This window comes from Streptomyces sp. BBFR25, assembly GCF_044590125.1.
Classification (GTDB): domain Bacteria; phylum Actinomycetota; class Actinomycetes; order Streptomycetales; family Streptomycetaceae; genus Streptomyces; species Streptomyces canus_D.
The window spans coordinates 2687505-2709377 of the sequence record NZ_CP172447.1 but is presented as its reverse complement, the minus strand read 5'-3'; the positions used below and the strand labels follow the sequence as shown (position 1 = coordinate 2709377).

Annotated in this window: 23 protein-coding genes and 1 tRNA gene; 10 read left to right on the top strand and 14 right to left on the bottom strand. The window is 73.3% G+C overall.

From position 1 onward, the window contains the following. Positions 1 to 19: 19 nt before the first annotated feature. Together ACGH52_RS12355 and ACGH52_RS12350 are read right to left on the bottom strand one after the other, a co-directional pair. A complete protein-coding gene (locus ACGH52_RS12355; protein WP_399946726.1) occupies positions 20 to 1390 on the bottom strand; it encodes a hypothetical protein in 1371 nt (456 codons plus the stop codon). A gap of 104 nt (positions 1391 to 1494) precedes the next feature. Continuing rightward, complete coding sequence (locus tag ACGH52_RS12350) at positions 1495 to 2265, bottom strand: DUF4097 family beta strand repeat-containing protein (protein ID WP_121702282.1); 771 nt, start codon at positions 2263 to 2265, stop codon at positions 1495 to 1497. A gap of 215 nt (positions 2266 to 2480) precedes the next feature. Between ACGH52_RS12350 and ACGH52_RS12345 the strand changes: the two genes are divergently transcribed. The 3 genes from ACGH52_RS12345 to ACGH52_RS12335 all read left to right on the top strand — a co-directional run bounded on the left by ACGH52_RS12345 (position 2481) and on the right by ACGH52_RS12335 (position 3923). Beyond that, a tRNA-Val gene (locus tag ACGH52_RS12345) sits at positions 2481 to 2555 on the top strand. 93 nt (positions 2556 to 2648) lie between these two features. After that, the gene (locus ACGH52_RS12340) at positions 2649 to 3113 is read left to right on the top strand and encodes a DUF6153 family protein (protein ID WP_399939049.1); all 465 of its coding nucleotides are present in this window, start codon (positions 2649 to 2651) and stop codon (positions 3111 to 3113) included. Positions 3114 to 3191: 78 nt separating this feature from the next. Further along, a complete protein-coding gene (locus tag ACGH52_RS12335) occupies positions 3192 to 3923 on the top strand; it encodes a DUF305 domain-containing protein (RefSeq protein WP_399939046.1) in 732 nt (243 codons plus the stop codon). 54 nt (positions 3924 to 3977) lie between these two features. Here ACGH52_RS12335 and ACGH52_RS12330 read toward each other — a convergent pair whose 3' ends face one another. Beyond that, complete coding sequence (locus ACGH52_RS12330) at positions 3978 to 4343, bottom strand: hypothetical protein (protein WP_076974142.1); 366 nt, start codon at positions 4341 to 4343, stop codon at positions 3978 to 3980. A 226-nt stretch (positions 4344 to 4569) separates the two neighbouring features. Here ACGH52_RS12330 and ACGH52_RS12325 point away from each other — a divergent pair, with 226 nt between their 5' ends. Beyond that, the gene (locus ACGH52_RS12325; RefSeq protein WP_076974141.1) at positions 4570 to 4803 is read left to right on the top strand and encodes a DUF2277 domain-containing protein; all 234 of its coding nucleotides are present in this window, start codon (positions 4570 to 4572) and stop codon (positions 4801 to 4803) included. A gap of 82 nt (positions 4804 to 4885) precedes the next feature. Here the strand turns inward: ACGH52_RS12325 and ACGH52_RS12320 are convergent, their stop codons facing one another. From ACGH52_RS12320 to ACGH52_RS12305, 4 genes are all read right to left on the bottom strand, one after another. Further along, positions 4886 to 5560 carry a DedA family protein gene (locus tag ACGH52_RS12320; RefSeq protein WP_171987147.1) on the bottom strand — a complete coding sequence of 225 codons (675 nt, stop codon included), beginning with the start codon at positions 5558 to 5560 and terminating at the stop codon, positions 4886 to 4888. A gap of 268 nt (positions 5561 to 5828) precedes the next feature. Beyond that, positions 5829 to 6287, bottom strand: coding sequence for a DoxX family protein (locus ACGH52_RS12315; RefSeq protein ID WP_076974140.1), 459 nt, complete (start codon positions 6285 to 6287; stop codon positions 5829 to 5831). A 300-nt stretch (positions 6288 to 6587) separates the two neighbouring features. Next, positions 6588 to 8312: an alkaline phosphatase D family protein gene (locus ACGH52_RS12310; protein WP_399939041.1), complete on the bottom strand. Its 1725-nt coding sequence runs from the start codon at positions 8310 to 8312 to the stop codon at positions 6588 to 6590. 100 nt (positions 8313 to 8412) lie between these two features. Next, on the bottom strand, positions 8413 to 9057 hold the full coding sequence (locus ACGH52_RS12305; RefSeq protein ID WP_059299293.1) for an HNH endonuclease family protein: 645 nt from the start codon (positions 9055 to 9057) through the stop codon (positions 8413 to 8415). 432 nt (positions 9058 to 9489) lie between these two features. On the opposite strand from ACGH52_RS12305, the gene ACGH52_RS12300 reads away from it, so the two are divergent. Then, positions 9490 to 10071, top strand: coding sequence for a TMEM165/GDT1 family protein (locus tag ACGH52_RS12300; protein WP_076974137.1), 582 nt, complete (start codon positions 9490 to 9492; stop codon positions 10069 to 10071). Between the two features lie 201 nt (positions 10072 to 10272). Continuing rightward, positions 10273 to 10938, top strand: coding sequence for an HAD family hydrolase (locus ACGH52_RS12295; RefSeq protein ID WP_210977389.1), 666 nt, complete (start codon positions 10273 to 10275; stop codon positions 10936 to 10938). A gap of 22 nt (positions 10939 to 10960) precedes the next feature. Here ACGH52_RS12295 and ACGH52_RS12290 read toward each other — a convergent pair whose 3' ends face one another. Continuing rightward, complete coding sequence (locus ACGH52_RS12290) at positions 10961 to 12076, bottom strand: peptidoglycan-binding protein (RefSeq protein WP_399939036.1); 1116 nt, start codon at positions 12074 to 12076, stop codon at positions 10961 to 10963. A gap of 134 nt (positions 12077 to 12210) precedes the next feature. Then, a complete protein-coding gene (locus ACGH52_RS12285) occupies positions 12211 to 12711 on the bottom strand; it encodes a GNAT family N-acetyltransferase (protein WP_210977391.1) in 501 nt (166 codons plus the stop codon). A gap of 164 nt (positions 12712 to 12875) precedes the next feature. Between ACGH52_RS12285 and ACGH52_RS12280 the strand changes: the two genes are divergently transcribed. After that, the gene (locus tag ACGH52_RS12280) at positions 12876 to 13553 is read left to right on the top strand and encodes a hypothetical protein (protein ID WP_121700513.1); all 678 of its coding nucleotides are present in this window, start codon (positions 12876 to 12878) and stop codon (positions 13551 to 13553) included. Positions 13554 to 13557: 4 nt separating this feature from the next. Beyond that, complete coding sequence (locus tag ACGH52_RS12275) at positions 13558 to 14202, top strand: hypothetical protein (protein WP_399939031.1); 645 nt, start codon at positions 13558 to 13560, stop codon at positions 14200 to 14202. A 10-nt stretch (positions 14203 to 14212) separates the two neighbouring features. On the opposite strand, the gene ACGH52_RS12270 is transcribed toward ACGH52_RS12275, so the two are convergent. Further along, positions 14213 to 14620 carry a DUF1992 domain-containing protein gene (locus ACGH52_RS12270; protein ID WP_123623768.1) on the bottom strand — a complete coding sequence of 136 codons (408 nt, stop codon included), beginning with the start codon at positions 14618 to 14620 and terminating at the stop codon, positions 14213 to 14215. Between the two features lie 88 nt (positions 14621 to 14708). Between ACGH52_RS12270 and ACGH52_RS12265 the strand changes: the two genes are divergently transcribed. Further along, a complete protein-coding gene (locus ACGH52_RS12265; protein WP_210977393.1) occupies positions 14709 to 15107 on the top strand; it encodes an FHA domain-containing protein in 399 nt (132 codons plus the stop codon). A 16-nt stretch (positions 15108 to 15123) separates the two neighbouring features. Here ACGH52_RS12265 and ACGH52_RS12260 read toward each other — a convergent pair whose 3' ends face one another. The 3 genes from ACGH52_RS12260 to proP all read right to left on the bottom strand — a co-directional run bounded on the left by ACGH52_RS12260 (position 15124) and on the right by proP (position 17751). After that, positions 15124 to 15795: an O-methyltransferase gene (locus ACGH52_RS12260; RefSeq protein WP_059298927.1), complete on the bottom strand. Its 672-nt coding sequence runs from the start codon at positions 15793 to 15795 to the stop codon at positions 15124 to 15126. Then, positions 15792 to 16295 (bottom strand): GNAT family N-acetyltransferase, encoded by a 504-nt coding sequence (locus ACGH52_RS12255; RefSeq protein ID WP_174256264.1) that lies wholly within the window; start codon positions 16293 to 16295, stop codon positions 15792 to 15794. The genes ACGH52_RS12260 and ACGH52_RS12255 overlap by 4 nt, the downstream gene beginning before the upstream one ends. A gap of 70 nt (positions 16296 to 16365) precedes the next feature. Then, positions 16366 to 17751, bottom strand: a complete 1386-nt coding sequence (gene proP, locus ACGH52_RS12250; protein ID WP_076974129.1) for a glycine betaine/L-proline transporter ProP — start codon at positions 17749 to 17751, stop codon at positions 16366 to 16368. Between the two features lie 407 nt (positions 17752 to 18158). Here proP and ACGH52_RS12245 point away from each other — a divergent pair, with 407 nt between their 5' ends. Beyond that, on the top strand, positions 18159 to 20255 hold the full coding sequence (locus tag ACGH52_RS12245; RefSeq protein WP_121701130.1) for a bifunctional glycosyltransferase 87/phosphatase PAP2 family protein: 2097 nt from the start codon (positions 18159 to 18161) through the stop codon (positions 20253 to 20255). Here the strand turns inward: ACGH52_RS12245 and ACGH52_RS12240 are convergent. Then, positions 20209 to 21864 (bottom strand): hypothetical protein, encoded by a 1656-nt coding sequence (locus ACGH52_RS12240; RefSeq protein WP_121701129.1) that lies wholly within the window; start codon positions 21862 to 21864, stop codon positions 20209 to 20211. The two genes, ACGH52_RS12245 and ACGH52_RS12240, sit on opposite strands and share 47 nt — an antisense overlap. Between the last annotated feature and the right edge of the window lie 9 nt (positions 21865 to 21873).

Here is a 21873-nt window from a genome sequence, read left to right as displayed (position 1 = left end):
GGTCGGCCGGTCTCGGTGATCAGTGGCCGGCCCCGCGCTCCTCGCGGATCTGGGTGACGACGTGGGCCACCGTCTGCCGGACCGCTTCCGTCTCCGTCAGGAAGTGCCAGTAGTCGGGGTGGCGGCCGTCCAGCGTGGTGATCGCCCGTTCCAACCGGGCCACGGCGTCGTCCAGGGGGCGCGCGTGACGGGCCTCGGGGGTGTTGCGCCCGGCCATGGCCAGACGCTGGGCGTCGCGGATCGCGAAGCGGGTGCGTTCGATCTCCTGCTGGGGGTTCTTCTGCACGGCGTTCAGCTGCCGCAGCCGGTCGCCGGCCGCCGAGACGGCCTCGTCGGTGGAGTTCAGCAGCGCTCGTACCGTGGACAGCAGGGCGGTGGCGTCGGGCCAGCGCTGCTCGTCGCGGGCGGTCTGCGCCTCGGCCAGCTTGCGCTCGGCCTGCCCCACCGACTCGGCCGCCTGGTCCGGTACGTGCTGGAGGTCCTGCCAGCAGGCGACAGTGAACCGGCGCCGCAGCTCGCTGAGCACCGGCTCGACCTGTTCGCTCCGGGTGGTCAGCGCCTGGGCGCGGGTGCGCAGGGAGACCAGGCGGTGGCCGATCTCGGCGGCGCGCTCGGGCAGCCGTTCCGCTTCGGCGCGGACGGCCTCGGCCTCCCGGGTGACCCGTTCGGCCCGCTCCAGGGTCTGGGGCACTCCGTGCTGCCCCGCGCCCTGGTTCAGCCGGGTCAGCTCCGGGCCGAGGGCGGCGAGACGGGTGGCGAGGTCGTCCGCCTTCAGACCGGAGCCACGCGCGGCGTCCAGGGCGTTGGAGGCGGCGAGCAGGGCCTGCCGGGCGCGCTCGACGGAGGGTGCAAGGCGCGCCAACTGGGTCTCGGCCTTGCCGAGGAGGGGGCCGAGGCCGTCGGCGAAGCGGTCCAGTTCCTGTTTGACCCGGTCCAGTTCGGACTTGGCGGCGGTCAGTTCGGTGCGGGCGCGGGAGGCGGCCGACGCCTCCAGGTCGTCCCGGTCCAGGTCGTGGGCGTCGACGGCGCCGATGTACTGGTGGCTGACCTCGTCGATGCGCCGGCCCAGGGCCTCGAAGTCGGAGACCGCGCGCCGGGCGGCGGGGGAGGAGTCGACGGCGGCGATCGTCTCTATCGAGATCCGCAGGTCACGCTGGGCGGTGTCCAGCTCGTAGAAGGCGGCGGCCGCGTCGTCCTTCGCGGTCTGGGCCTCGGCCCGCTGGCTCTCGGCCCGCCCGCCGAACCAGCGCCGGGTGCCGCCCCCGGCGAACGCCGCGGGCAGCGCCAGCACGGCGAGCAGGGGCAGACCCATCAGGGTGAGCGTGTCACGGACCGGGCCCCTCCGGGGCCTGCGGGAGCGGTGCGGCAGGCGCTGGGCGCGCGCCACCATCGGCGAGTACGGCTGCGATGGTGTCGCCGTCACATCCCTCTCCCGTGTCGTCCGTCCTGCCCGGGTTCATTCTCCCACCCGTTAGGGACGAACACACGGGCCGGTCAGTTCGCGGTTCGGACGGTGATTTTGCCGTCACCGGACCGGGCGTCGACCACGTGTGCGCTGGTGTCATCGGTGGGCACGGACACGTCGACCGAGCCGTCACCGGTGTCGGTGGACACCTTGTACGCGGCCCGGGGCAGCGAGATCGTCACGGAGCCGTCGCCCGTACGGGACTCCACCTGGTCCGGGACGGTGCCGAGTTCCAGGCGGACCGAGCCGTCGCCGGTGTGCGCCCGCACCTGGCGGGAGGAGACCGAGGCGCGGACGGAACCGTCGTCGGTGCGCAGTTCCAGCGGCCCGGAGGAGTCGGTGACGTGCACGGAGCCGTCGCCGGTACGGATGTTCAGCGCGTCCTCGAACCCGCTCGCGCGCACGCTGCCGTCCCCGTCCTTCACGTTGACGGCGACGCCGCGCGGCACCTCGACGCGGTGCTTGGCCGCGCAGTTGGCGACCACACCGGAGCAGTGCATCCGCAGCACCAGCCGGTCGCCGTCCATCTTCCAGGTCACCTCGGGGTCCGAGCCGACCGCGACCGAGCCGGAGAACCACCGCGTGACCTCGATCTTCCCGGACGCGTGGTCGTCCGAGGCGACGATCTCCAGGGCGGAGTCGTCGGAGTCGACGGTGAGCGTGCGGCCTGGGAGGGCGAAGGACCGGTGCTCGGGGTCCTGGTCGTCCGAGGCGGAGGCGCAGGCGCTCAGGCCCGCGACGAGAACGGCGACGGCGCCGACGGCGGCGAACGCGCGGACGGGAACGGTACGGGCGGGCATGACGGTCTCCCCCTGGAACGGACGACGAGGTGCCGCACCCGGGCCTTCCGCGGTGGGCGGAGACCTGCTCGGTGAGGCTCTTCGACCGTACGGAGCACGGGCCCCCGGCGGGATCCGGGCCGCTACCGGATCGGGGGTGGGGTTAACCCCCGGAGCACGGCGCCGACGCGTTTGCCGGGCGGCGCCCCGGGCCATGTAGGCTGTCGACTCGTCCTGGGTGCGTAGCTCAGGGGTAGAGCGCCTGCCTTACAAGCAGGATGTCGGCGGTTCGAAACCGTCCGCGCCCACCAGGACCGGCGCCGTCGTCGGTGCGCAAGGCCCCCGGAGATCCTTCCGGGGGCCTTACGCGTGCGGTCGTTCCCCGTCTCCCTAGGATGAGGTCCGTGAGGAGTCCCGAGCAGCACGCCCAGCGACCGCCCGTGCGGTGGTGGCGGGTCGTGTGCGTGCTCGGACTGCTCGCCGGGCTCTTCGGCATGCACGGGCTGGCACCCGGCGGCGGGCTCCCTGTGCACTCCGCTGGGCACCAGCCCGCTTCGGCGGCGGCGTCCGCACCGATGGCCGCGGGCGTCGCGCACGGCGGCGTTCCGCACGGCGGCGCTGCCCACAGCGGCGAGACACACGCCGGGTGCCCGCAGGGCGACGGCTCCTGCGGCGGCGGACATCTACAGCACGCCGACGCGATGTGCGCGTCAGGCGCGGTGAACGACGGGCCGGTGCTGCCCGCGCCCGTTCCCGACCCGGTCCCTGTCGGCGGGTGCGAGGGCACCGTACGCGTGCACGCGGTCGACGCCCCGGACGGGGCGAGGGCACCGCCCTCGCTCGCCGAACTCCAGCTCCTGCGGATCTAGACACCGCCCTCCACCCGCGCTGCCCGAGCGCCGCGCGGTGCACCGGCATGTCCATCCCTCCACAGCAGGAGCCCACGCATGAACCAGATCCGTACCCGCACGACCGCCACATCCCTCACGACCCGCACGCGCCGTACCGCCCTGGTGGCGGCGACGGCCGCCGCCGCGTTCGTCCTCGCCGCCTGCGGTGGTGGCAGCGGAAACGACGACGGCGGCAGCGCCCACGAGGGCCCGCACGGCTCCGCGTCCGCGAGCGCCGAGACCGGAAGCACCACCGGGAACGAGACCGGCGAGAACGCGCACAACGCCCAGGACGTCGCCTTCGCGCAGGGCATGATCCCGCACCACCGGCAGGCGCTCGAGATGGCGCGGCTGGCCGCGGACCGCTCGGCGTCGGCCGCGGTCGAGGACCTCGCCGCCCGCATCGAGAAGGCACAGGACCCGGAGATCACGACCATGACCGGCTGGCTGACGGCCTGGGGCGAGGACGTGCCGGAGCCCGCGCCCTCGAACACCTCGACGGGCTCGACGGGCATGGAGTCGATGCCGGGCATGGACCACTCCGCGCACTCGGGCATGCCCGGGATGATGGACGGCCAGGACATGGCGGAGTTGGAGCGGGCCTCGGGCCGGGCGTTCGACACGATGTTCCTGACCATGATGGTCGAGCACCACGAGGGTGCCGTCGAGATGGCCGGGACCGAGAAGACCAAGGGCCGCTACGCGCCCGCCAAGGCGCTGGCCGACGACATCATCACCGCGCAGAACGCCGAGATCACGGAGATGAACAAGCTCCTCGGCGAGAAGTGACCGGGTAGGAGACCGGGCCCTCGGCCGCGCTCACGAGTCCCGCCCGGGTGACGCTCACGCTTCTCGGGCGTCCCCGGGCGGTGACTCCGACAGCGGGGCCTCATGGGCGTGCTTCAGCGCCGAGCGGGCGCTCACCTGGTCGGGGCCGGTCGTCTCCGACCAGTAGCGATGGGTGCTGACGAACACGGCCAGTTCGCGCTCGCGCCGACGGAGCTTCTCGACCTCGGCCTGCTCGTCCTCCGACCAGCCCGGGGAGGCCGGGCGCTCGACCTTCCGCCAGCCGTTGTCGTCGCTGAATCCGTCGAGTGGCTCGACGGACCAGGGAAGTCTCTTCAGCAGGGCCGACAGCTCGGCCCGGACCTGATGCAGTTCCTCCTGACCGGCGAGGAGATCACTGGGGAAATCATAGGTCGTAGCCACGTGCCAATGATACGCCTGTTCGATTTTGAGGCGCGCGTTCCCTTCGGTGGTTCACGCGAAAGGGTGGCCCCACGGCCCCGCCCGACGGCCAGACCCCGCCCGACTGACAGACCCCCGCCCGACCGTCAGACCCCCGCCCGACTGTCAGACCCCTCCCCTACCGTGAAAGAGATGGACGGCGTGCTTCCCGGGCGTCGGCCACGCCTGGAGAAGGGAGACTGACGTCATGTGCCGCAGCATCAAGACCCTGCGTCCGCCCGTGCTGGCCGAGGAGGCCACCGAGGACGAGATCAGGGCCGCCGCCCTTCAGTACGTACGCAAGGTCTCCGGGTTCCGCGCGCCCGCCGCGCACAACCAGGAGGTCTTCGACGAGGCCGTGGAGGCCGTCGCCAAGGCCACGACCGAGCTGCTGGCGAACCTGGAGATACGGGGCGGCGCCGGAGCGCGACGAGCCTCCTGACGCCGGAATTCCTGACGTCGGGCCGACTTGTCCGTGCGGGGGCCGACCTGCCCGCGGGGAGGCCGACCCGCCGCTCGCGGCGCTACGACGCCTTCGTCGTCCTGGGCTGGCGGCGCATCAGGAACGCCGCCCCCGCCCCGGCGCCGAACAGCGCCACCAGCGACACGCCCGTCGCCAGCCAGGTCGCGCCCAGCCACTGGCCGCCGAAGTAGCCGAGGGCGACGCTGTACGCGGCCCAGGCCAGTCCGGCCAGCGCCGACCAGGGGAGGAACTCGCGGACCCGGCGATGCGCCGCGCCCGCGACGAGCGAGACGACCGAGCGGCCGGCCGGGGCGAAACGGGCCAGCACCACGAGGGCGCCGCCGCCACGGGCCAGGGCGCCGCCGAGACGTTCCTGCGCGGTGGTCAGCCGCCGGGAGCGGGCGATCGCGCGGTCCAGCCGTGCCCCACCGCGCCAGGCGAGGCGGTACACGGCGAAGTCGCCGATGACGGAGGCGGTCGCCGCGCAGAGCGTGAGGACGAGGATGTCGGGAACGTCCTGCGGGACCCGCCCGGCTGCCGCCGCTCCCGACCCCGCGGCCGCCGCCGTCGCCGCCGTGATCACGAGGACTCCGCTGGGCAGCACCGGAAGGAAGATGTCGAGGAGCACCGAAACGGCCACCAGCGCATAGATCCATGGGCTGCTGACCAGCGACCCGACACTTCCCAGACCTTCGACCACCACAACTCCCCGATACTCCCCCGTGGGCCGGGCCATGCCGCGAGACGCGGGGACGGCAGGTGCGGCCGATGACAGCCATTCAGCGTACGCCCGGGGTGTGACAGAAGGTTCACAGGGGGCTTGTGTGATCGACGCACGGCGTTCACACGCGCGACAGCGGTGCCTCCGCGTCCGGGTGGGCACCGCTGTCGGGTCTGGCGCAGGGCGGGCAATGGGGAACCGGGGCCGAATCCCGGAAACCCCGTGAGGGTGAACCCCGGGAAACCCCGTGAGGGTGAACCCCGGAAACCCCGTGGCGGTCCGATCAGGCCGCGACCGGCGTCTGCCGCTCCGGGGCGGCCTGCTCCTGCTCGGACGTGCGCCGGGCGAGGAGCCGGTCCAGGCCGAAGGCGCCGGACCCGGTGAAGGCGAGCAGGAGGAAGGCCCAGCAGAACATGACGGAGGCCTCGCCGCCGTTCTCCATCGGCCACAGGGCGCCCGGCTGGTGCACCTTGAAGTAGGCGTAGGCCATGGAGCCGGAGGAGACGACCGCCGCCGCGCGGGTGCCGAGGCCCAGCAGGACGAGGCCGCCGCCGACCAGCTGGATCACGGCCGCGTACCAGCCCGGCCAGGTGCCCGCGTCGATCGTGCCGCCGCCCGCCGCGCCGCCGAGGACGCCGAAGAGCGAGGCGGCGCCGTGGCAGGCGAAGAGCAGGCCGACGACCATGCGGAACAGGCCGAGTACATACGGCTGGGCGGTGGCGCTGTTGAGGCGTCCGGGCATGGGGGAGTGCTCCTTCGGTCGGCCGGCCGGGGCGGGCCGGTGGGGGACGGAACCGAGTGGGCTGCCCACGTTAGGTGAGCCTAATGAGTGCTTGCAAGTTCAACATTCCGCCATAGCCTGACGTGCAGTCACCTGCCCGTCGCCGCCGCCCGACCAGGTGGGAGCGCTCCCACACTCGCTGCGCGACCCAGGAACGTGACTCAATTCATACCCCGCACCACCCCCGCCCCATGCCGGACGGGCCGTTCCCGTGCCGGACGGGCCCGTCCTCTGCCCGGCAGGGGGCAGGCCCGTCCGCGGCTAGGACAGCTCCCGGTCCGTGACCGTCCGCAGTGCGGTCGTCCCGTCCCGGCGCGCCCGGGCCTGTTCCAGACGCAACCGCGCCGACCGCCCCCGCAGGGTCAGCGTCATGATCTGGTTGCCGAACCAGGGCCCGCCCGTCCGGCGCCAGCTCACCGCCGGGGGCGCGCAGCGTCCGTGCCGGGCGATGCGCCGCCCGAGGGCACGTGCCGGGGCGCTCCAGCCGAAGCGGAAGCCGAGGCGGATCGAGAGCGGCACGGAGTTGTGGACGGGGGAGCAGGTCAGCTGGGCCACCCGCGCGTCGGGTGCGCGCTCCGGCCACGACGGCTCGGCCACGTAGGCGTGGTGGACGTCGCCCGAGAGCACGCTCACCGTCGCGGGCGCCCCCGGCCCGGTACCGGCCTCGGCGATCAGGTCGGCGAGGGAGTCGAAGGAGGAGGGGAACGCGGACCAGTGCTCCAGGTCGGCCCCGCGCCGTACTCGTTCCCCGAGGCGGGCCCAGCGCGCGCCCCGTTCACCGCCGCACATCGCGGCGTTCCACGCCTCCACGTCGTGCACCAGGTGGGGCAGCAGCCAGGGCAGCGAGGTGCCGATCAGCAGGTGGTCGTACGCGCCACGACCATCGCCGCCCGCGCCCGCGCCCTCGTCCTCGTTCTCGCCCCGCCCGTTCCCGTCCCCGTCCCCGTCCTCGTCCTCGTCTCCGTTCCGCCCGTCCAGGACCTGTTCGCGCAGCCACGCGGCCTCGCCCGGGTCGAGCATCGTACGGCGGTCCTCGTCCAGGACGCGGGCCGCGCGGGAGTCGACCATCAGGAGCCGTATGCGTCCGAAGTCGCGCCGGTAGCTCCAGCGGACGGAGGCCGGATCGGCGTCGGCCCGCACGGCGAACTCCCGCAGCGCGTCGGTGCCGTCGGGCGCTTCGCGGACGGCCGCGTACAGCGGGTCGGTGGCCAGTTCGTCCGGGGAGAGGTTGCCCAGCTGCTGGTAGACCCAGTACGACATCAGCCCGCTCAGCAGCCGCTCCTGCCACCAGTCGGTGGCCCGCATGTCGGCGAGCCAGGCGGCGGAGGTGTTCCAGTCGTCGATGACGTCGTGGTCGTCGAAGATCATGCAGCTGGGCACGGTGGACAGCAGCCAGCGCACTTCGGGGTCGAGCCAGGACTCGTAGTAGAGGCGGGTGTATTCCTCGTAGTCGGCGACCTGGTCACCGGGAGGCCGTTCCAGGTCGCGGCGGCCGGAGATCCACTGGCGGGTGGCGTCGGAGATCTCGTCGGCGTACACCTGGTCGCCGAGCAGCAGCAGCACGTCGGGGCGGGCGCCCGCGGGGTCGGCCGCGACGCGGGCGGAGAGGGTGTCCAGCGCGTCCGGGCCCACCGGGTCCTTGCCGCCGGCCGGTGGCGCGGCCCAGCGGCAGGAGCCGAAGGCGACGCGCATGCCGTCCTCTTCCGTGGACGTGGCGATCACCGACGGCGGGAAGCCGGAGTCCGGCAGCGGCCACACGGGCGTGCCGTCGAGGAACACTTCGTACTCCGTCGCCGTGCCGGGGGTCAGGCCCCCGACCGGCACCAGGGCGTAGTGGTGGTCCGCGATCCGGAAGCTGGGGGCCGCGCCCCGGGCGCCGTCGGCGCAGCGCACCTCGGCCGTGCAGGGGCCGTCCGTCTCGACCCAGACGGTCGCGCGGGAGCCGTCGGTGTACCTCAGCAGTGGTCCCAGGCGCAGTTCCGCCATGATGATCCTCTCCTCCGTCGCCCCGTACGGTACGGAACGACGGAGGCCGACGGGGAGGTTCCGCGCCGAACGGTTGGCGGAACGGACGGTGGACGGGGCGTCAGCAGGCGGCGAGGTAGCCCTGCAGGGCGGACTTCTCGGCCGAGTCGACCGAGAGGTCGTAGTAGTACTTCACCTGCACCCAGGCGCGCACGTACGTGCAGCGGTAGGCGCTGCGCGAGGGCATCCAGGTGGCCGGGTCCTGGTCGCCCTTGGACTGGTTGACGTTGTCGGTGACGGCGAGGAGCTGGGGCCGGGTCACGTCGTTGGCGAAGGACTGCCGTCGCGAGGTGGTCCAGGAGTCGGCGCCGGAGTCCCAGGCCTCGGCGAGCGGCACGAGGTGGTCGATGTCGACGTCTGCGGAGGCGGACCAGGTGGCGCCGTCGTAGGGGGAGTACCAGCTGCCGCTGGTGGCGGCGCAGGAGGAGTCGGTGACGACGTTCGTGCCGTCGCGCTTGAGGATCGTCTCGCGGGTGTTGCAGGTGCCGGACTGGGTGATCCAGTGCGGGAAGAGGTCGCGGTTGTAGCCGGTGCGGTCCTCGGTGGCCACCGTGAGGGAGGCGAGGTAGGTGCGGGCGGTGGCGGCGCTGACCGGGGTGGGGAGGGCGGCGGAGGCGGCCGGGCCGTTGAGGAGCCCGGCGGAGGCTATGAGCCCGGTGAACGCGGCGAGGAAACCGAGCCGTCGACGCGCGTAGAACTTCGGCATGCGAACTCCCTTGGGGTGTGGAGGTGTTGGGACGCGGGCAGGGGAATGCTCGCGACGCCGCATGGCGCACAGGTGTGCGGTTGGTTAGAAGTTAGTGACGTGTGCATGGCACGTCTAGAAGTGTGACGAGACTCGTGACGGGACCTTCGGCCCTCGGCGCCGCCCAGGGGGTCGCGTACTATGGACGGCGCAGAAGGGGAGTAGCTCTTCGCCGGACCGTCGACATACTGCTCAGCTCGTCTGAGCCGGCGCCCGGAGGCAGGCCTCGTACGCGGGGCAGGCCAGCGAGACCTTCGGCAAGCAGTGCACGCCCGTGCCGTACGGCGCGGGTGGATCCGTGTGCTGCCGTGCCGAGGTGTCGCGCGTCGCGGGGATCGAGAGATCCGCGCCATCAGCACTCTCGGCGGGGCGGCCCCGACCGATTGAGGAATCTTGATCAGCCTGACCGTGACGGCGCTCGTCTTCGGCGTCGTCTTCCTCGCCGAACTGCCCGACAAGACCGCGCTCGCCGGCCTCGTCCTCGGCACCCGCTACCGCGCCTCGTACGTCTTCGCGGGTGTGGCGGCCGCCTTCCTGGTGCACGTCGTGCTCGCGGTCGCGGCCGGCAGCGTGCTGACGCTGCTGCCCCAGCAGATCGTGCACGCGGTGACCGGCGTGCTGTTCCTGGGCGGCGCCGCCGTGCTGCTGATGAAGAAGGACGACGGGGACGAGGAGGTCCGCAAGCCGGAGGACCAGTCCTTCTGGAAGGTCTCCGGGGCCGGGTTCATGCTCATCCTGGTCGCGGAGTTCGGCGATCTGACGCAGATCATGACGGCCAACCTCGCGGCCCGCTACGACGACCCGCTCTCCGTCGGCCTCGGTGCGGTGCTCGCGCTGTGGGCGGTGGCCGGGCTCGGCATCGTCGGTGGAAAGGCCCTGATGAAGCGGGTGCCGCTGGAGCTGATCACGAAGATCGCGGCGGTGCTCATGCTGGGCCTCGGCGTGTGGAGCCTGTGGGAGGCGATCGCGGGCTGAGCGGCGCGCGCCGGATTACTGCGGTTCCGGCGGCTCCGGCGGTTCCCTGCGGTTCCTGCGGTTCCGGTGATTCCGCGCCGTGGCCGGTGGCGCGAACCCCGGTCTGTTTTGTACCGTGGATGAACAAAGTGGCTCCCGCCCGTTCTCCCTGACCGGCGGGCGGGGCCGCCTTGTTCCCTCCCCGCGCCTTGGAGTCTGCCGATGACGGCCACCGCCACCACCGTTCTGCCCGCCCGCGCCCTGCTGCTCGACATGGACGGCACCCTCGTCAACTCGGACGCCGCCGTGGAGCGCGTCTGGCGGCGCTGGGCCGACCGGCACGGGCTGGACGGCGACGAGGTCATGAAGGTCGTCCACGGACGGCAGGGCTACGCCTCGATGGCGCTGCTGCTGCCGGACCGGCCCATGGAGCAGAACCACGCCGACAACGCGCGCATGCTCGCCGAGGAGACGGCGGACACCGAGGGCGTCGTCGCGATCCCCGGCGCGGCGGAGTTCCTCGCCTCGCTGCGCGGTCTGCCGCACGCCCTGGTGACCTCGGCCGACGTGGCCCTGTCCACCGCGCGGATGGCCGCCGCCGGGCTCGCGCAGCCGGACGTCCGGGTCACCGCCGAGTCGGTCGGCGCGAGCAAGCCGGACCCGGAGGGCTTCCTCAAGGGCGCCGCCGAACTGGGCGTCGCTCCCGCCGACTGCATCGTCTTCGAGGACTCCGGGGCAGGGATCGCGGCCGGGCGCGCCGCCGGGATGCGCGTCGTCGGGGTCGGGCCGCGCGCCGGGCTGCACGGGCCGGACGTGGTCGTGGAGGACCTGACGCGGGTCCGGGTCGAGGCCGACGCGGACGGCACCCTGCGCCTGCACATCGGCTGACGCCGCCTGCCGGGTCCCGCCGCTACGGCTCCCGGGTCTCCGACTCCAGCCTGCGGCGGGTGTCCGGGCCGTAGACGCCGACTCCGTCGGAATAGATGCCGCGGTACCACTGGTAGTGGCGGACCGCGTCCTCGACCTGGCGGTTGTAATTGCCGTTGAAGTCGCCCCGGTAGAACTTCATCTCCGCCAGACGCTGCTGCAACTCGATGACCTCCGAGCCCTGGTCGCCGCGACGCAGCGGGTCGCCGCCACCCGAGTCGCCGTCCTCCTCGGACTCCGGCGAGGCGTCGACGGGCGGCGTGGTCGTGCTCTGCGTCGGCTCCGCCGACCGGGACGGTGTGGGCGAGGCGCTCGACGCCGACGGGGACGGTGAGGCCGAAGCGCTCGTCCCGGTCGACGGGGAGGCGGACGCGGAGGCCGAGGGGGACGCGGAGGGCGACGGCGCGGCGGACGATCCGCTCGGTTCCGCGCTCGGGGAGGTCTCGCTGGTCGACGGGTCCGGCACGCTCGCCCGTACCTCGTCCGGCAGCGCGCCGTCCCGCGACGGGGTGTCGTACGAGAACAGCCCGCTCGCGAATCCCGCCGCGCCGAGCACGACCACGACCGCTCCGGCGGCACTCAGCAGCACGCCCTTGCGCCGCCGCGGTGGCCGACCGCCGCCGCCCGCCCCCTCCGCCTCCGGGTCCGTCCGGGGGAGCGGTGCGGTGGCGGAGGCGTCGAACAGGCGCAGGTCGTGCGCGTTCGGCGAGCCGGTCGAGGGGGCCAGGGGCGTCGGCAGCGCGGAGGTCGCCTCCGTGTCCCCGCCCGTACCTGCACCCGCTCCGGCGTCGACGGCGCGCAGCGTCATGGTGGCGTCCGGGTCGGACGGCGGTGCGACGGGGTGGTCACCGGGCGCGTCGGACGCGTCGGGCGCACCCGAAGGCTCCCCGGCGCCGTCCAGTTCGACGTACGGCCGTATGCGCAGCGGGTCGAAGTCCTCCGCCGCTGCCGCCTGGGCCGTACGGGCGTCGCGCAGGGCGTCGGACGCCCTGGTCCCGCAGGCACAGGACGGGGTGTTGTCCGCCGCCCTGGGTGTGCCGCACTCCGGGCAGGCGGCCCCCGCCGACCCGTCCTGCGACGGTTCCTTCTGCTGTTCCACGCGTTCGTCCCTCCCCTCGCGACTCCCCTCGCGAACTCCAGAGATTATGCAGATCTTCTCCACACTTCGGCGCATGCGCCCCCGGAATACCGGCTTCCTCGAGGACGGAAACGGCCATACCCGGTCACACCGTCTCAGGGCTCCCGGTGCAGCGCTTTGCGGAACCAGTGCTCGGCGTACGGGCTCTCGTTGTACGCCTCGGTCTCGGTGTAGCCGAGGCGGGTGTACAGGGCGCGGGCCTCGACGAGGTCACCCCGCGTGTCGAGGACCATGTGCCCGGCCCCGAGCGCCCGGGCCGCGTCCTCGGCGGCCCGCACGAGCAGCGCGGCACCGCCCCGGCCGCGCAGCGCGCCGTACAGGAACACCCGGGTCAGCTCGGCGGTGGTGTCGTCCAGCAGCCGTACGCCCGAGGTGCCGGCCGGTTCACCGCGGTAGCGCGCGACCAGCAACCGCCCCCGGGGAGGCATGAGGTCGGTGCCGGGCTGCGCGGCGATCTCCCGCTCCAGCTCGGCCGGGTCGGTGGAGCGGCCCTCGTGCAGCTGGTACCAGCGGTCGCTCACCTCCGTGTAGTACGCGCGCCAGAGGGCGGCGGCTACGGGGGAGTCGTACGGTTCCGGGGCGACGGTCCAGGTCATGACGGGCATTGTCGGCGGGGGACCGGCGCGTCGGGCAAGCGTATTTTCCCACCGGTGTGCCGTCGGTGCACGCCGTGCGCCGTTTGAGTGCGGACTCCGGGGCAACACGAACGGCGAACCGGCCCGCTCGGAGAGACGGCAGGCCGAAAACCCGGAAGGCACTCATGTCCACAGGCGTGATCATCGCTTTGATCGTGATCGTGGCGGTCGTGCTCGTCGTCGCGGCCGTCCTTGCCCTGCGCGCACGGGGCCCCCAGCACGGCGGAAGCCTGAAGCGGCGCTTCGGTCCCGAGTACGACCTGGCCGTGGCCCGGCACGACGGCGACACCAAGGCCGCGGAACGGGAACTGGCCGAACGGGTGCGGCGGCACGGGTCGCTGCGCACGCGGCCCCTGGAGACCGCCGAGCGCGAGCGTTTCGAGGAGCGTTGGGCCGCGGCCCAGGAGCGCTTCGTCGACTCCCCGCGCGAGGCGGTCGGCGAGGCGGACCAGCTGCTCGCGGAACTCGCCGGCGCGCGGGGCTTCCCGGACGGCGGACAGTACGAGGAGCAGCTCACGGCGCTGTCCGTGCACCATCCCCACCATGTCGAGGGCTACCGCCGCGTGCACCGCGTGACGCACGCGCGCGTGGACGAGACGCAGGGCGGCGGTGCGGGCACGGAGGAGATGCGCGCGTCCATGGTCGAGGCCCGCGCGCTGTTCGAGGCCCTGGTACGCCCGGGCCGCCACGAGGCCGGGCGGCAGCGGTCCGGCACGGAAGCCGGAGAACCGGCTCCCGCCGCCCACGCGACCCGCGCGCCGCACGCGTGGTCGCTCGGCAAGCGCCGACCGAAGGAGAGCTGAAGCGATGCCCGACATGGCAGGCAAACCCGGCCCCGGCCCCGACACCACGGCCGACCCCGGCATCACCGCCGAGTCCCGGCCCGGCGCCGGCGCTGAACCCCGGCCCGGCACCGCAGCCGAACCCCGGCCCGGCACCACAGCCGAACCCAGGCCGCCCGGTACCACCGCTCGAAGCGGCGGCGCGGCCCGGCCCGAAGCCGGGACCACCGTCCGGTCGGAGCCCGGGACCACCGCCCGCTCCGAGCCCGGGATCACCGCCGAAGCACCTCCGGCGGCGGCCACCCCCGCGGCCACCCCGGCGAGCGCATCCGCATCCGCACCCGCACCCGCATCCGCATCCGCATCTGCCCCCGCGTCGCCCGCCGGACCCCTGCTGCCGCCCGGTGAGACCGACCGACTCGGTCAGCGGCTGCACCACGCGGTGGCCGGGTTCGTCGACGCGCCACGCGCTTCCGTCGAGGAGGCCGACCGCGTCCTGGAGGAGATCGCCGCCCGTTTCACGGACGCCGTGACCCACCGCCGCAGCACCCTGCGCACCTCCTGGGCGGAGGCGGGGCCGGACAGCGGCGCGCCGAGTACCGACACCGAGCAACTCCGCCTGGCCCTGCGGGACTACCGCGAGCTGGCGGACCGCCTGATGCGCCTGTGAACCACGGGCGTCAGCCCGCCGCCCGGCCTTCCCGCCACCGCCGTACGACCTCTTCGACGTCGTAGGGCTTCAGACCCAGCGGGGGGCCGGGCGGCGGCTTGAACATGACGTCGCGGATCTTGACGTTGATCTCCTCGACGATGCGGCGGACCACCCGCTCGGACGGGGCCTTGGCCGCCGCCTCCAGGGCGTCCTCCGCCTCCTTGCGCAGGGCCAGCGTGGGCGGCAGCACGGAGAAGCCCTCGCGGGCCATCTTCCGCTTGACCCACCACAGTTCGTCGTAGGTGCTGTCCATCTCGCTGGGCAGGGGCTTGCCCGCGCCGGGCAGATCGGCGAACTCGCCGCGGGCGTCCGCGTCTCGAATCTGTTTGTCGACCCAGGACTCGAAGTCGACGCCGGGTGGCTTTCGCTCGGTCATGACCCCATTGTGCCGGACGCCGGACATCGTTCCCCGGGTCGATCTATCATGCGGCGGCGACAAGCCAACGGACCCCGAAGGAGCGCACGTGCTCGAACTCACCATGGCCGCCGTCACCGCGGCGGACGCGGGCGCCACGGCCGGCATGCAGATGGCCGACGCGCCCAGCGAGCCGGACGCGGTGCTGCGGGTGGGCAGGGACAGGTCCGTGTGCCGGCTGTCGACGCCCGACGACTGGCTGTTCGTCTCCCGGGTCCACCTGGAGTTCCGGTGCGGCCCGGACGGCACCTGGCGGCTGACCTGGCTCCGCGGCTCCCAGCCGGACCCGTCCTGCGAGGTCCGGCTGACCGTGGGCGGTCACGCGCAGGCGCAGCCCATGGCGTACGGCGGTACCGTGCCGCTGCCCAGGGGCGGCAGCGGCGAGGTGGTGGTCCAGGACCTCGCGGAGCCGCGCAGCGTCAACGTCGGCTTCTACCACGAGGTGTAGGCCCGGCCCGCGTTGCTCAGGGCAGCACGCGCGCCAGGGCGAACCCGTCGTACCCCTTGGCGCCGACCGTCTGGATCGCGGTGCCGCTGAGCCGGGGATGGCTGCCGATCAGCTCGATGGCGGCGCGGGTGCCGCGCACGTCGCCGGAGGTGTCGTCGGCGTCCGCCACCCGGCCGCCGCGGACCACGTTGTCGAGGACGATCAGGCTGCCGGTGCTGGTGAGCCGCAGGGCCCACTCGAGGTAGTGTGGGTTGTTGCCCTTGTCGGCGTCGATGAAGACCAGGTCGAAGGGGGCCGGGTTCTCGTCGGCGAGCTTCGGCAGGGACTCCAGGGCCGGGCCCACGCGTACGTCGACGAGGGCGTCGAGGCCGGCCCGGGCGAGGTTGCGGCCGGCGACCTCCGCGTGCCGGGCGTTGTGCTCCAGCGTGACCAGGCGGCCGTCGGCGGGCAGGGCGCGGGCCAGCCAGATGGTGCTGTAGCCGCCGAGGGTGCCGATCTCCAGCACGGTGCGGGCGCCCTGGATCTGGGCGAGGAGCTGGAGGAGCTTGCCCTGGCTGGCGGTGACGTTGATCGGCGGCAGCCCGGCGGCGTCGCTCTCCCTGCGGGCGGCCGCCAGGGCCTCGTCGTCGGGTGCGAGGTGGCTGATGAAGTAGGTGTCGACGTCGTCCCAGAGCTGCGACTCGCTCATGCGGGGCCTCCCGCGGGCACGGCGCGGCGGAAGAGCTGGCGGGAGCCGCCCTCGGGACCGGGGGCGACCGCTTCGGCGGGGGTGAAGCCGAGGCGCTCGTAGAAGACGCGTGCGCCGCTCGCGGAGGCACCGGGGTGGTCGGCCCCGAACGTGACCACCTCGACGTCGGCCGGTCCCCGCACCCACCGGCGCATCGCGTCCCGCACCAGCTCACGGCCCACGCCGCCCGTACGGGCCTGCCGCGACACGACCAGCCAGTGGATGTGGTGGACCGGCGCGTCCGCCCCGAACAGCAGCCCGCCGAGCAGGTCCGTGCCCGGGTCCGGGTCCGTGTCCTGCTCCGACGGGACGGCGACGAGTGCCGCGTTCCGGCGGATGTGGTCGCGCACCGCGTCGTGGAACCCGGCGTCCTCGACCATCGGGCCGAACCAGTGCTCCACCTGGGCCGCCAGGCCGAGGAAGCCGGGGAAGTCTCGCTCTTCCGCAAGTCTGACCATCATTCCGGCAGTCTCGCAGAGCGGCCCGGAGGCCGCAGGCCGCGCAGCGCGGAGCGCGGCGCGGCCTGCGCTGCTAGCGCCCCTCCACCGCCGGTGCCGAGCCCGGCAGCGGGCGTCCCGCCGACTCCGTCATGAACCACACCGCCACGCCGCCGACCACGGCCGCGGCCATCATGTAGTACGCGGGCATCATCATGTCGCCCGTCGCCCCGATCAGCGCCGTCACCACCAGCGGCGTCGTGCCGCCGAACAGGGACACCGAGATGTTGAAGCCGATCGACAGCGAGCCGTACCGCACCCGCGTCGGGAACAGCGCCGGCAGCGCCGACGGCATCGAGGCGGTGAAGCAGACCAGCAGCAGGCCCAGCGCACCCATGCCCAGCGCCACCGCGAGCAGGCTGCCCTCGCGGATCAGCAGCAGCGCCGGAACGGACAGCAGCAGGAAGCCCGCGCAGCCCGCCGCGATCACCGGCCGCCGCCCGACCCGGTCGGTCAGCGCGCCCGCGAACGGCTGGACGACCATCATCAGCGCCATCACGCCCAGCACCACGAGCAGCCCGTGCGTCTCGTCGTACTTCAGCTCGCTGGTCAGGTAGCTCGGCATGTACGACAGCAGCATGTAGTCGGTGACGTTGAAGACCAGCACCAGGCCCACGCAGAGCAGCAGCGCCCGCCACTGACCGGTGACCATCTCGCGCAGCGGCACCTTCGGCCGCGCCGTCTCCGCCTTCGCCACCTCGGCCGCGAACGCCGGGGTCTCCTCGAGACGCATCCGCAGGTACAGGCCGACGATGCCCATCGGGCCCGCGATCAGGAACGGGATGCGCCAGCCCCAGGACATCAGGTCGCCGTCCGACAGCAGCGCCGTCATCAGCGTCACCAGACCCGCGCCGCCGATGTACCCGGCGAGCGTGCCGAACTCCAGCCAGCTCCCCAGGAACCCGCGCCGCTTGTCCGGCGCGTACTCGGCGATGAACGTGGACGCGCCCGCGTACTCGCCGCCGGTGGAGAAGCCCTGCACCAGCCGCGCGGCCAGCAGCAGCACCGGCGCCCAGACGCCGATCGTCGCGTACGACGGGATCAGCCCGATGGCGAACGTGCCCGCCGCCATCATGATCATCGTCACGGCGAGCACCTTCTGCCGCCCGACCCGGTCCCCGAGCGGACCGAAGACCATGCCGCCCAGCGGCCGGACCAGGAAGGCCGCCGCGAAGGCGCCGAACGTGGAGAGCAGCTGCGCGGTCGGGTTGCCCGACGGGAAGAAGACCTTGCCCAGCGTCACGGCGATGTAGCTGTAGACGCCGAAGTCGAACCACTCCATCGCGTTGCCCAGCGCCGCCGCCTTGACGGCGCGCCGCACGAGCGCGGGATCGGTGGCGGTGGGCGAGCCGGTGGCACGCGGGACGGGTGCGGGGGCCGTACGGGACGGAGGAGCAGCGGCGACGGGGGCGGCCGACAAAACTACGCTCGCCTACTTTCGACGGGGACAGGGACGGAGGCGGAAACGCCACGACCCGCACGGCGGCGCTGTCGCCGGGCCGGAAAGAGCCCGCGGCACTCGGCCACGGGCGGAAAAGCGACCATAGGCGCTGATGCGCCGCTTACGCCCGGTATGCTTTTCGTTGCACAGTGCACCAAAACGGCGTGCACGCAGGGCACATGCGGGTGCCGCGCGCCGTCCGTCCACCCGCGAGCTGTGATCCTTCTCGCTCCGCGAAGCGAATCGCGGGCGGCTGTCAGGTTGAGTGGGGGGTGCTCGCGTCTTCCTCCGGGGGTGGTGCGAGCCTCATAGGGTTCGCAGGGACGACACACTACGTACACGAGCCCGGTACGTAGGGTACGAACGGGGCGGGAGGCCGACGAGGCGTGGCGAATGCGGAGCACAGTGGGCGACCGGCGGAGTCCTTCGGAGCCTCGGCCGCCGACGCGACCAGAGCACGGCTGCGTGTCGCACGCCTCGGCCTGTGGCTGATCGCCGCCGTCCTGGCCGTACGACAGGTGGCGGCGGTCCTCGGCACACCGCGCGGGGAACGCCTGACGGACCTGGAGACCTGGGTCGGTGAGCACGGCGTCCTGCACGTGGAGGGGTCGCTCTACGACTCCACGCAGTTCACGGGGACCCCGTTCGTCGGCCTCGTCCTCAAACCCTTCACCCGCGCCGCCGAGCAGGCCCTCGGCTGGGGCTGGACCTTCGGCTCGCTGCTGCTGGTCGTCGCCCTCGGCCTGGTCGCGGCCCGCGCCCTGCCCCGGCCGGTCGGACGCCGTACGGCGCTGCTGGCGGCGCCGGTCGCCATCAGTCTGCTCATGCTGTCGCTCCCGGTGCGCAACGCGTTCTGGCTCGGGCAGACCAGCATCATCCCGGTCCTCCTCGTCCTCCTCGGCTGCTTCGCCGTACGCGGGGCCCAGGGCGACCGCGTGGGCGGCGCGCTGATCGGTGTCGCCGCCGCCTTCCAGCCGACCGTCCTCCTCTTCGTCCCGCTGCTGTGGTTCACCGACCGCAGACGCGCGGCCGTGTCGACCGGGATCACCTTCGTCGCCTGCACGGCCGTCGCCTGGGCGGCCATGGCACAGGACTCCTACACGTACTGGGTGCACCACATGGCCGGTGTCGGCCTGGGCGGCGAGGCCGACGACCTCGCCAACCAGTCGCTGCACGGCGCCCTGCTCCGCCTCGGCCTGAACGGCCCGCTGGAGATCGCCCTCTTCCTGCTGCTCGGCGCCGCCGTCGCCGTCCTCGCCCTGCGCCGCGCCGTGCGCTACGCCCGCGACGGCCAGCTGCTGCTCGCGGTCGCCGTCACCGGCTGCGCGGCCGTCGTCGTCTCCCCGGCGACCTGGCAGCACCAGCTGCTGTGGGTGCTGCCCGCGGTCGTCGGCCGGGTCGGCAAGCGGGCCTCCGACCGGCTGGTGTGGCCGGTCGCCGTCGTCCTGGTGATGACGCTGCCCGCGAAGATGATGCTGCCGAACATGGCGGCCCTGTACCCGCTGCGGGACAACGTCGTCCTGCTCGCCGCGCTGGCCGCCGCCGTCGCCGTGCCCTTCCTGCCGCGCACGTCGCCGTACTTCGAGACGCCGGTCCCGACGGCCTACGCGCCGCCGGTCCCGACCCGCTTCAAGCACGTTCCGCTGCTGCCGTTCCTGCGCCGGGTCCTCACCCGCCCCAACCTGCTGCTGGAGCTGCTCCTCATCCGGGTCACCTACGCCGCCTACTCCCAGGTCCGCCTCGCGGCGACCGGCGGCAGCAACTCGGCGGGCCGGGCGCGGGCCGAGGAGCACGGGAGGCAGATCCTCGACATCGAGCGCTTCCTGCACCTGGACATCGAGCACGCGATCAACCACGCGGTGGTCAAGGTCGGCTGGCTGCGGGACTTCTTCGACTTCTACTACACGTCGTTCCACTTCGTCGTCCCGCTGGCCGTCCTCGGCGTCCTGTACTGGCGCCGCCCGGTCGACTACCGCTGGGCCCGCGCCTCCCTGGGCTTCGCCACGCTGCTGGCCCTGGTCGGCTTCTGGCTCTACCCGCTCGCCCCGCCGCGGCTGATGCCGGGGCTCGGGATCATCGACACCGTGCACGGCGTGCAGGACTTCACGAAGCCGGACTACGGCACCCTGACGCACCTCACCAACCAGTACGCGGCGATGCCGTCGCTGCACTTCGGCTGGTCGCTGTGGTGCGGGGTCGCGATCGCGATCATCGCGCCGAGGATGTGGATGAAGGCCCTCGGCCTGCTCCACCCGCTCTTCACCCTCTCGGCGATCGTGGCGACCGGCAACCACTGGGTCCTGGACGCGGTGGGCGGCGCGGCCGTGGTCGCGGCCGGCTTCGGGCTGACGTACTGGTTCCAGGGGCCGCGGGCCAGGACGGTCACGGCGGCAGCGGTGACGGCGCCGAAGACGGCCCGGGAACCCGCGGCGGACGTCAGCAGTGACCCCCCGCCCCCGGCGAAGGACCGTACCGGGAGCTGATCCGGTACTCGCCCGGCGCCTCGACGGTCAGCCGGGTGAAGTCGCCGTCCCGCGTGAGGCACCCGCCGTCGCTGCGCAGCCACGGCGACCAGGCGACCCGCACGGTCACCGCGCCGGGCTCCTCCACGCGCAGCACCAGGTCGGCGGGGGCGGTGCTCACGACGGTGCCGGGCGCGGAGGCGAGCGGTACGGCGTCCCGCACGCGGAAGACCTGCCAGTGCGCGTCCCGCCAGACCTGCTCCAGCCACTCGGGCCGCAGCTCCGGGTCCCGCACGAGCGCCGCCTCGGCCTCGGCGGGGCCGTCCGGCTTGGCGGCCGGGAGGACGACGAAGCCCACCGCCCAGTGGTCCAGCCACTGCCGGTAGGTGGCCGCGGAGAAGGAGCCGTCGTAGAAGAGGCGTCCGCGTTCCACGTCGAGCTGCCGGTTCCAGCCGCGGGCCAGGTTGACGTGCGGGGCGAGCAGGGTGGCCTCGCGGTGGTTGCGGGCGGGCACCACCTCCACCCGGGTGCGGTCGGCGCCGAGCCCCTCCAGGGCGTCCACGACGCCGTCCGTCTGCGCGGCCCAGGCCGGCACGACGGTGGACACCTTCAGGTCGTCGACGGTCTTCTTGCCCACCCAGCTCGCGGAGTAGACGACCGCGACGGCCAGCAGCCCCGACACCAGCCGCCGCGACCGGGCCGCGGTGAGCGCGGGAGGGGCGGTGAGCAGCGCGGCCAGCAGCACGGCGGGCGCGAACAGCTCCGCGAACCGCTCGACGTTCGTGCCGACCGGCGAGGCGATCAGATACGTCAGCACGGTCCCGAGCGCGTAAACGGCCCCGCTCCACCGGGCGACCCGCCAGGTGGACGGGGCCAGCACGGTGACGGCGAGGCCGAGCACGACCGGCGGCCATATTCGGGCGAACGGCATCGGCTGCTCACCCGTGAAGGGGAAGAACAGCGTCGTCAGCCCGACGACGGCGGCCGGGGGTATGAGCAGCACCAGAGCGCGCCGCCAGTCCCGTACGAGCAGGAACGCGGCGCCCACGACGGCCAGGAACAGCCCGGCCACCGGTGACGCCATGGTGGCGAGCGCCGCGTATCCGGCGGCGAGCCACGGCCGCCGCTCCCGCACCAGCGGCACGCAGGCGGCCAGCGCGAGGGCGACGCCGAGTGCGAAAGTGGCCCGGCCCGAGGCCACGTCGCACCACAGCGCGAGCGAGGCCAGCAGCGCGGGCCACACGGGCCTGCGCACCCCGCACCGCACGACCAGCACGGCCGCGAGCCAGGAGGCGGCGAGCCCGGACACGACCGTGACCGTGCGCACGCCGAGCGCCGCCATCAAGTACGGGGAGACGACGCTGTAGTTGACGGTGTGCATCCCGCCGTACCAGAACAGCCCGTACGCCGAACTCCCGTGCCGCGTCGCGAAGTCCGCCCACGCTTCCTGCGCGGCGAGGTCACCTCCGCCGGTGGCGAGAAACGCCCACCACACCGCGTACAGCGGGATGGTGGGCAGGGTCGCGAGCAACGGCACGCGATGCCGACGCCCGAAGGCGCGCAGGGCGTCGCTCGCGCGTCTGTCCTGTCGCCGTTCGGGCCGGGGGACGGTCAGTTCGGCAGGGACCACGGTCGAGGT

Coding starts and splice junctions, on each gene's coding strand:
- ACGH52_RS12355 (WP_399946726.1), bottom strand. CDS start 1,390: ATGGTGGCGCGCGCCCAGCGCCTGCCGCACCGCTCCCGCAGGCCCCGG.
- ACGH52_RS12350 (WP_121702282.1), bottom strand. CDS start 2,265: ATGCCCGCCCGTACCGTTCCCGTCCGCGCGTTCGCCGCCGTCGGCGCC.
- ACGH52_RS12335 (WP_399939046.1), top strand. CDS start 3,192: ATGAACCAGATCCGTACCCGCACGACCGCCACATCCCTCACGACCCGC.
- ACGH52_RS12325 (WP_076974141.1), top strand. CDS start 4,570: ATGTGCCGCAGCATCAAGACCCTGCGTCCGCCCGTGCTGGCCGAGGAG.
- ACGH52_RS12320 (WP_171987147.1), bottom strand. CDS start 5,560: ATGGCCCGGCCCACGGGGGAGTATCGGGGAGTTGTGGTGGTCGAAGGT.
- ACGH52_RS12315 (WP_076974140.1), bottom strand. CDS start 6,287: ATGCCCGGACGCCTCAACAGCGCCACCGCCCAGCCGTATGTACTCGGC.
- ACGH52_RS12310 (WP_399939041.1), bottom strand. CDS start 8,312: ATGGCGGAACTGCGCCTGGGACCACTGCTGAGGTACACCGACGGCTCC.
- ACGH52_RS12305 (WP_059299293.1), bottom strand. CDS start 9,057: ATGCCGAAGTTCTACGCGCGTCGACGGCTCGGTTTCCTCGCCGCGTTC.
- ACGH52_RS12295 (WP_210977389.1), top strand. CDS start 10,273: ATGACGGCCACCGCCACCACCGTTCTGCCCGCCCGCGCCCTGCTGCTC.
- ACGH52_RS12285 (WP_210977391.1), bottom strand. CDS start 12,711: ATGACCTGGACCGTCGCCCCGGAACCGTACGACTCCCCCGTAGCCGCC.
- ACGH52_RS12280 (WP_121700513.1), top strand. CDS start 12,876: ATGTCCACAGGCGTGATCATCGCTTTGATCGTGATCGTGGCGGTCGTG.
- ACGH52_RS12275 (WP_399939031.1), top strand. CDS start 13,558: ATGCCCGACATGGCAGGCAAACCCGGCCCCGGCCCCGACACCACGGCC.
- ACGH52_RS12270 (WP_123623768.1), bottom strand. CDS start 14,620: ATGACCGAGCGAAAGCCACCCGGCGTCGACTTCGAGTCCTGGGTCGAC.
- ACGH52_RS12260 (WP_059298927.1), bottom strand. CDS start 15,795: ATGAGCGAGTCGCAGCTCTGGGACGACGTCGACACCTACTTCATCAGC.
- ACGH52_RS12255 (WP_174256264.1), bottom strand. CDS start 16,295: ATGATGGTCAGACTTGCGGAAGAGCGAGACTTCCCCGGCTTCCTCGGC.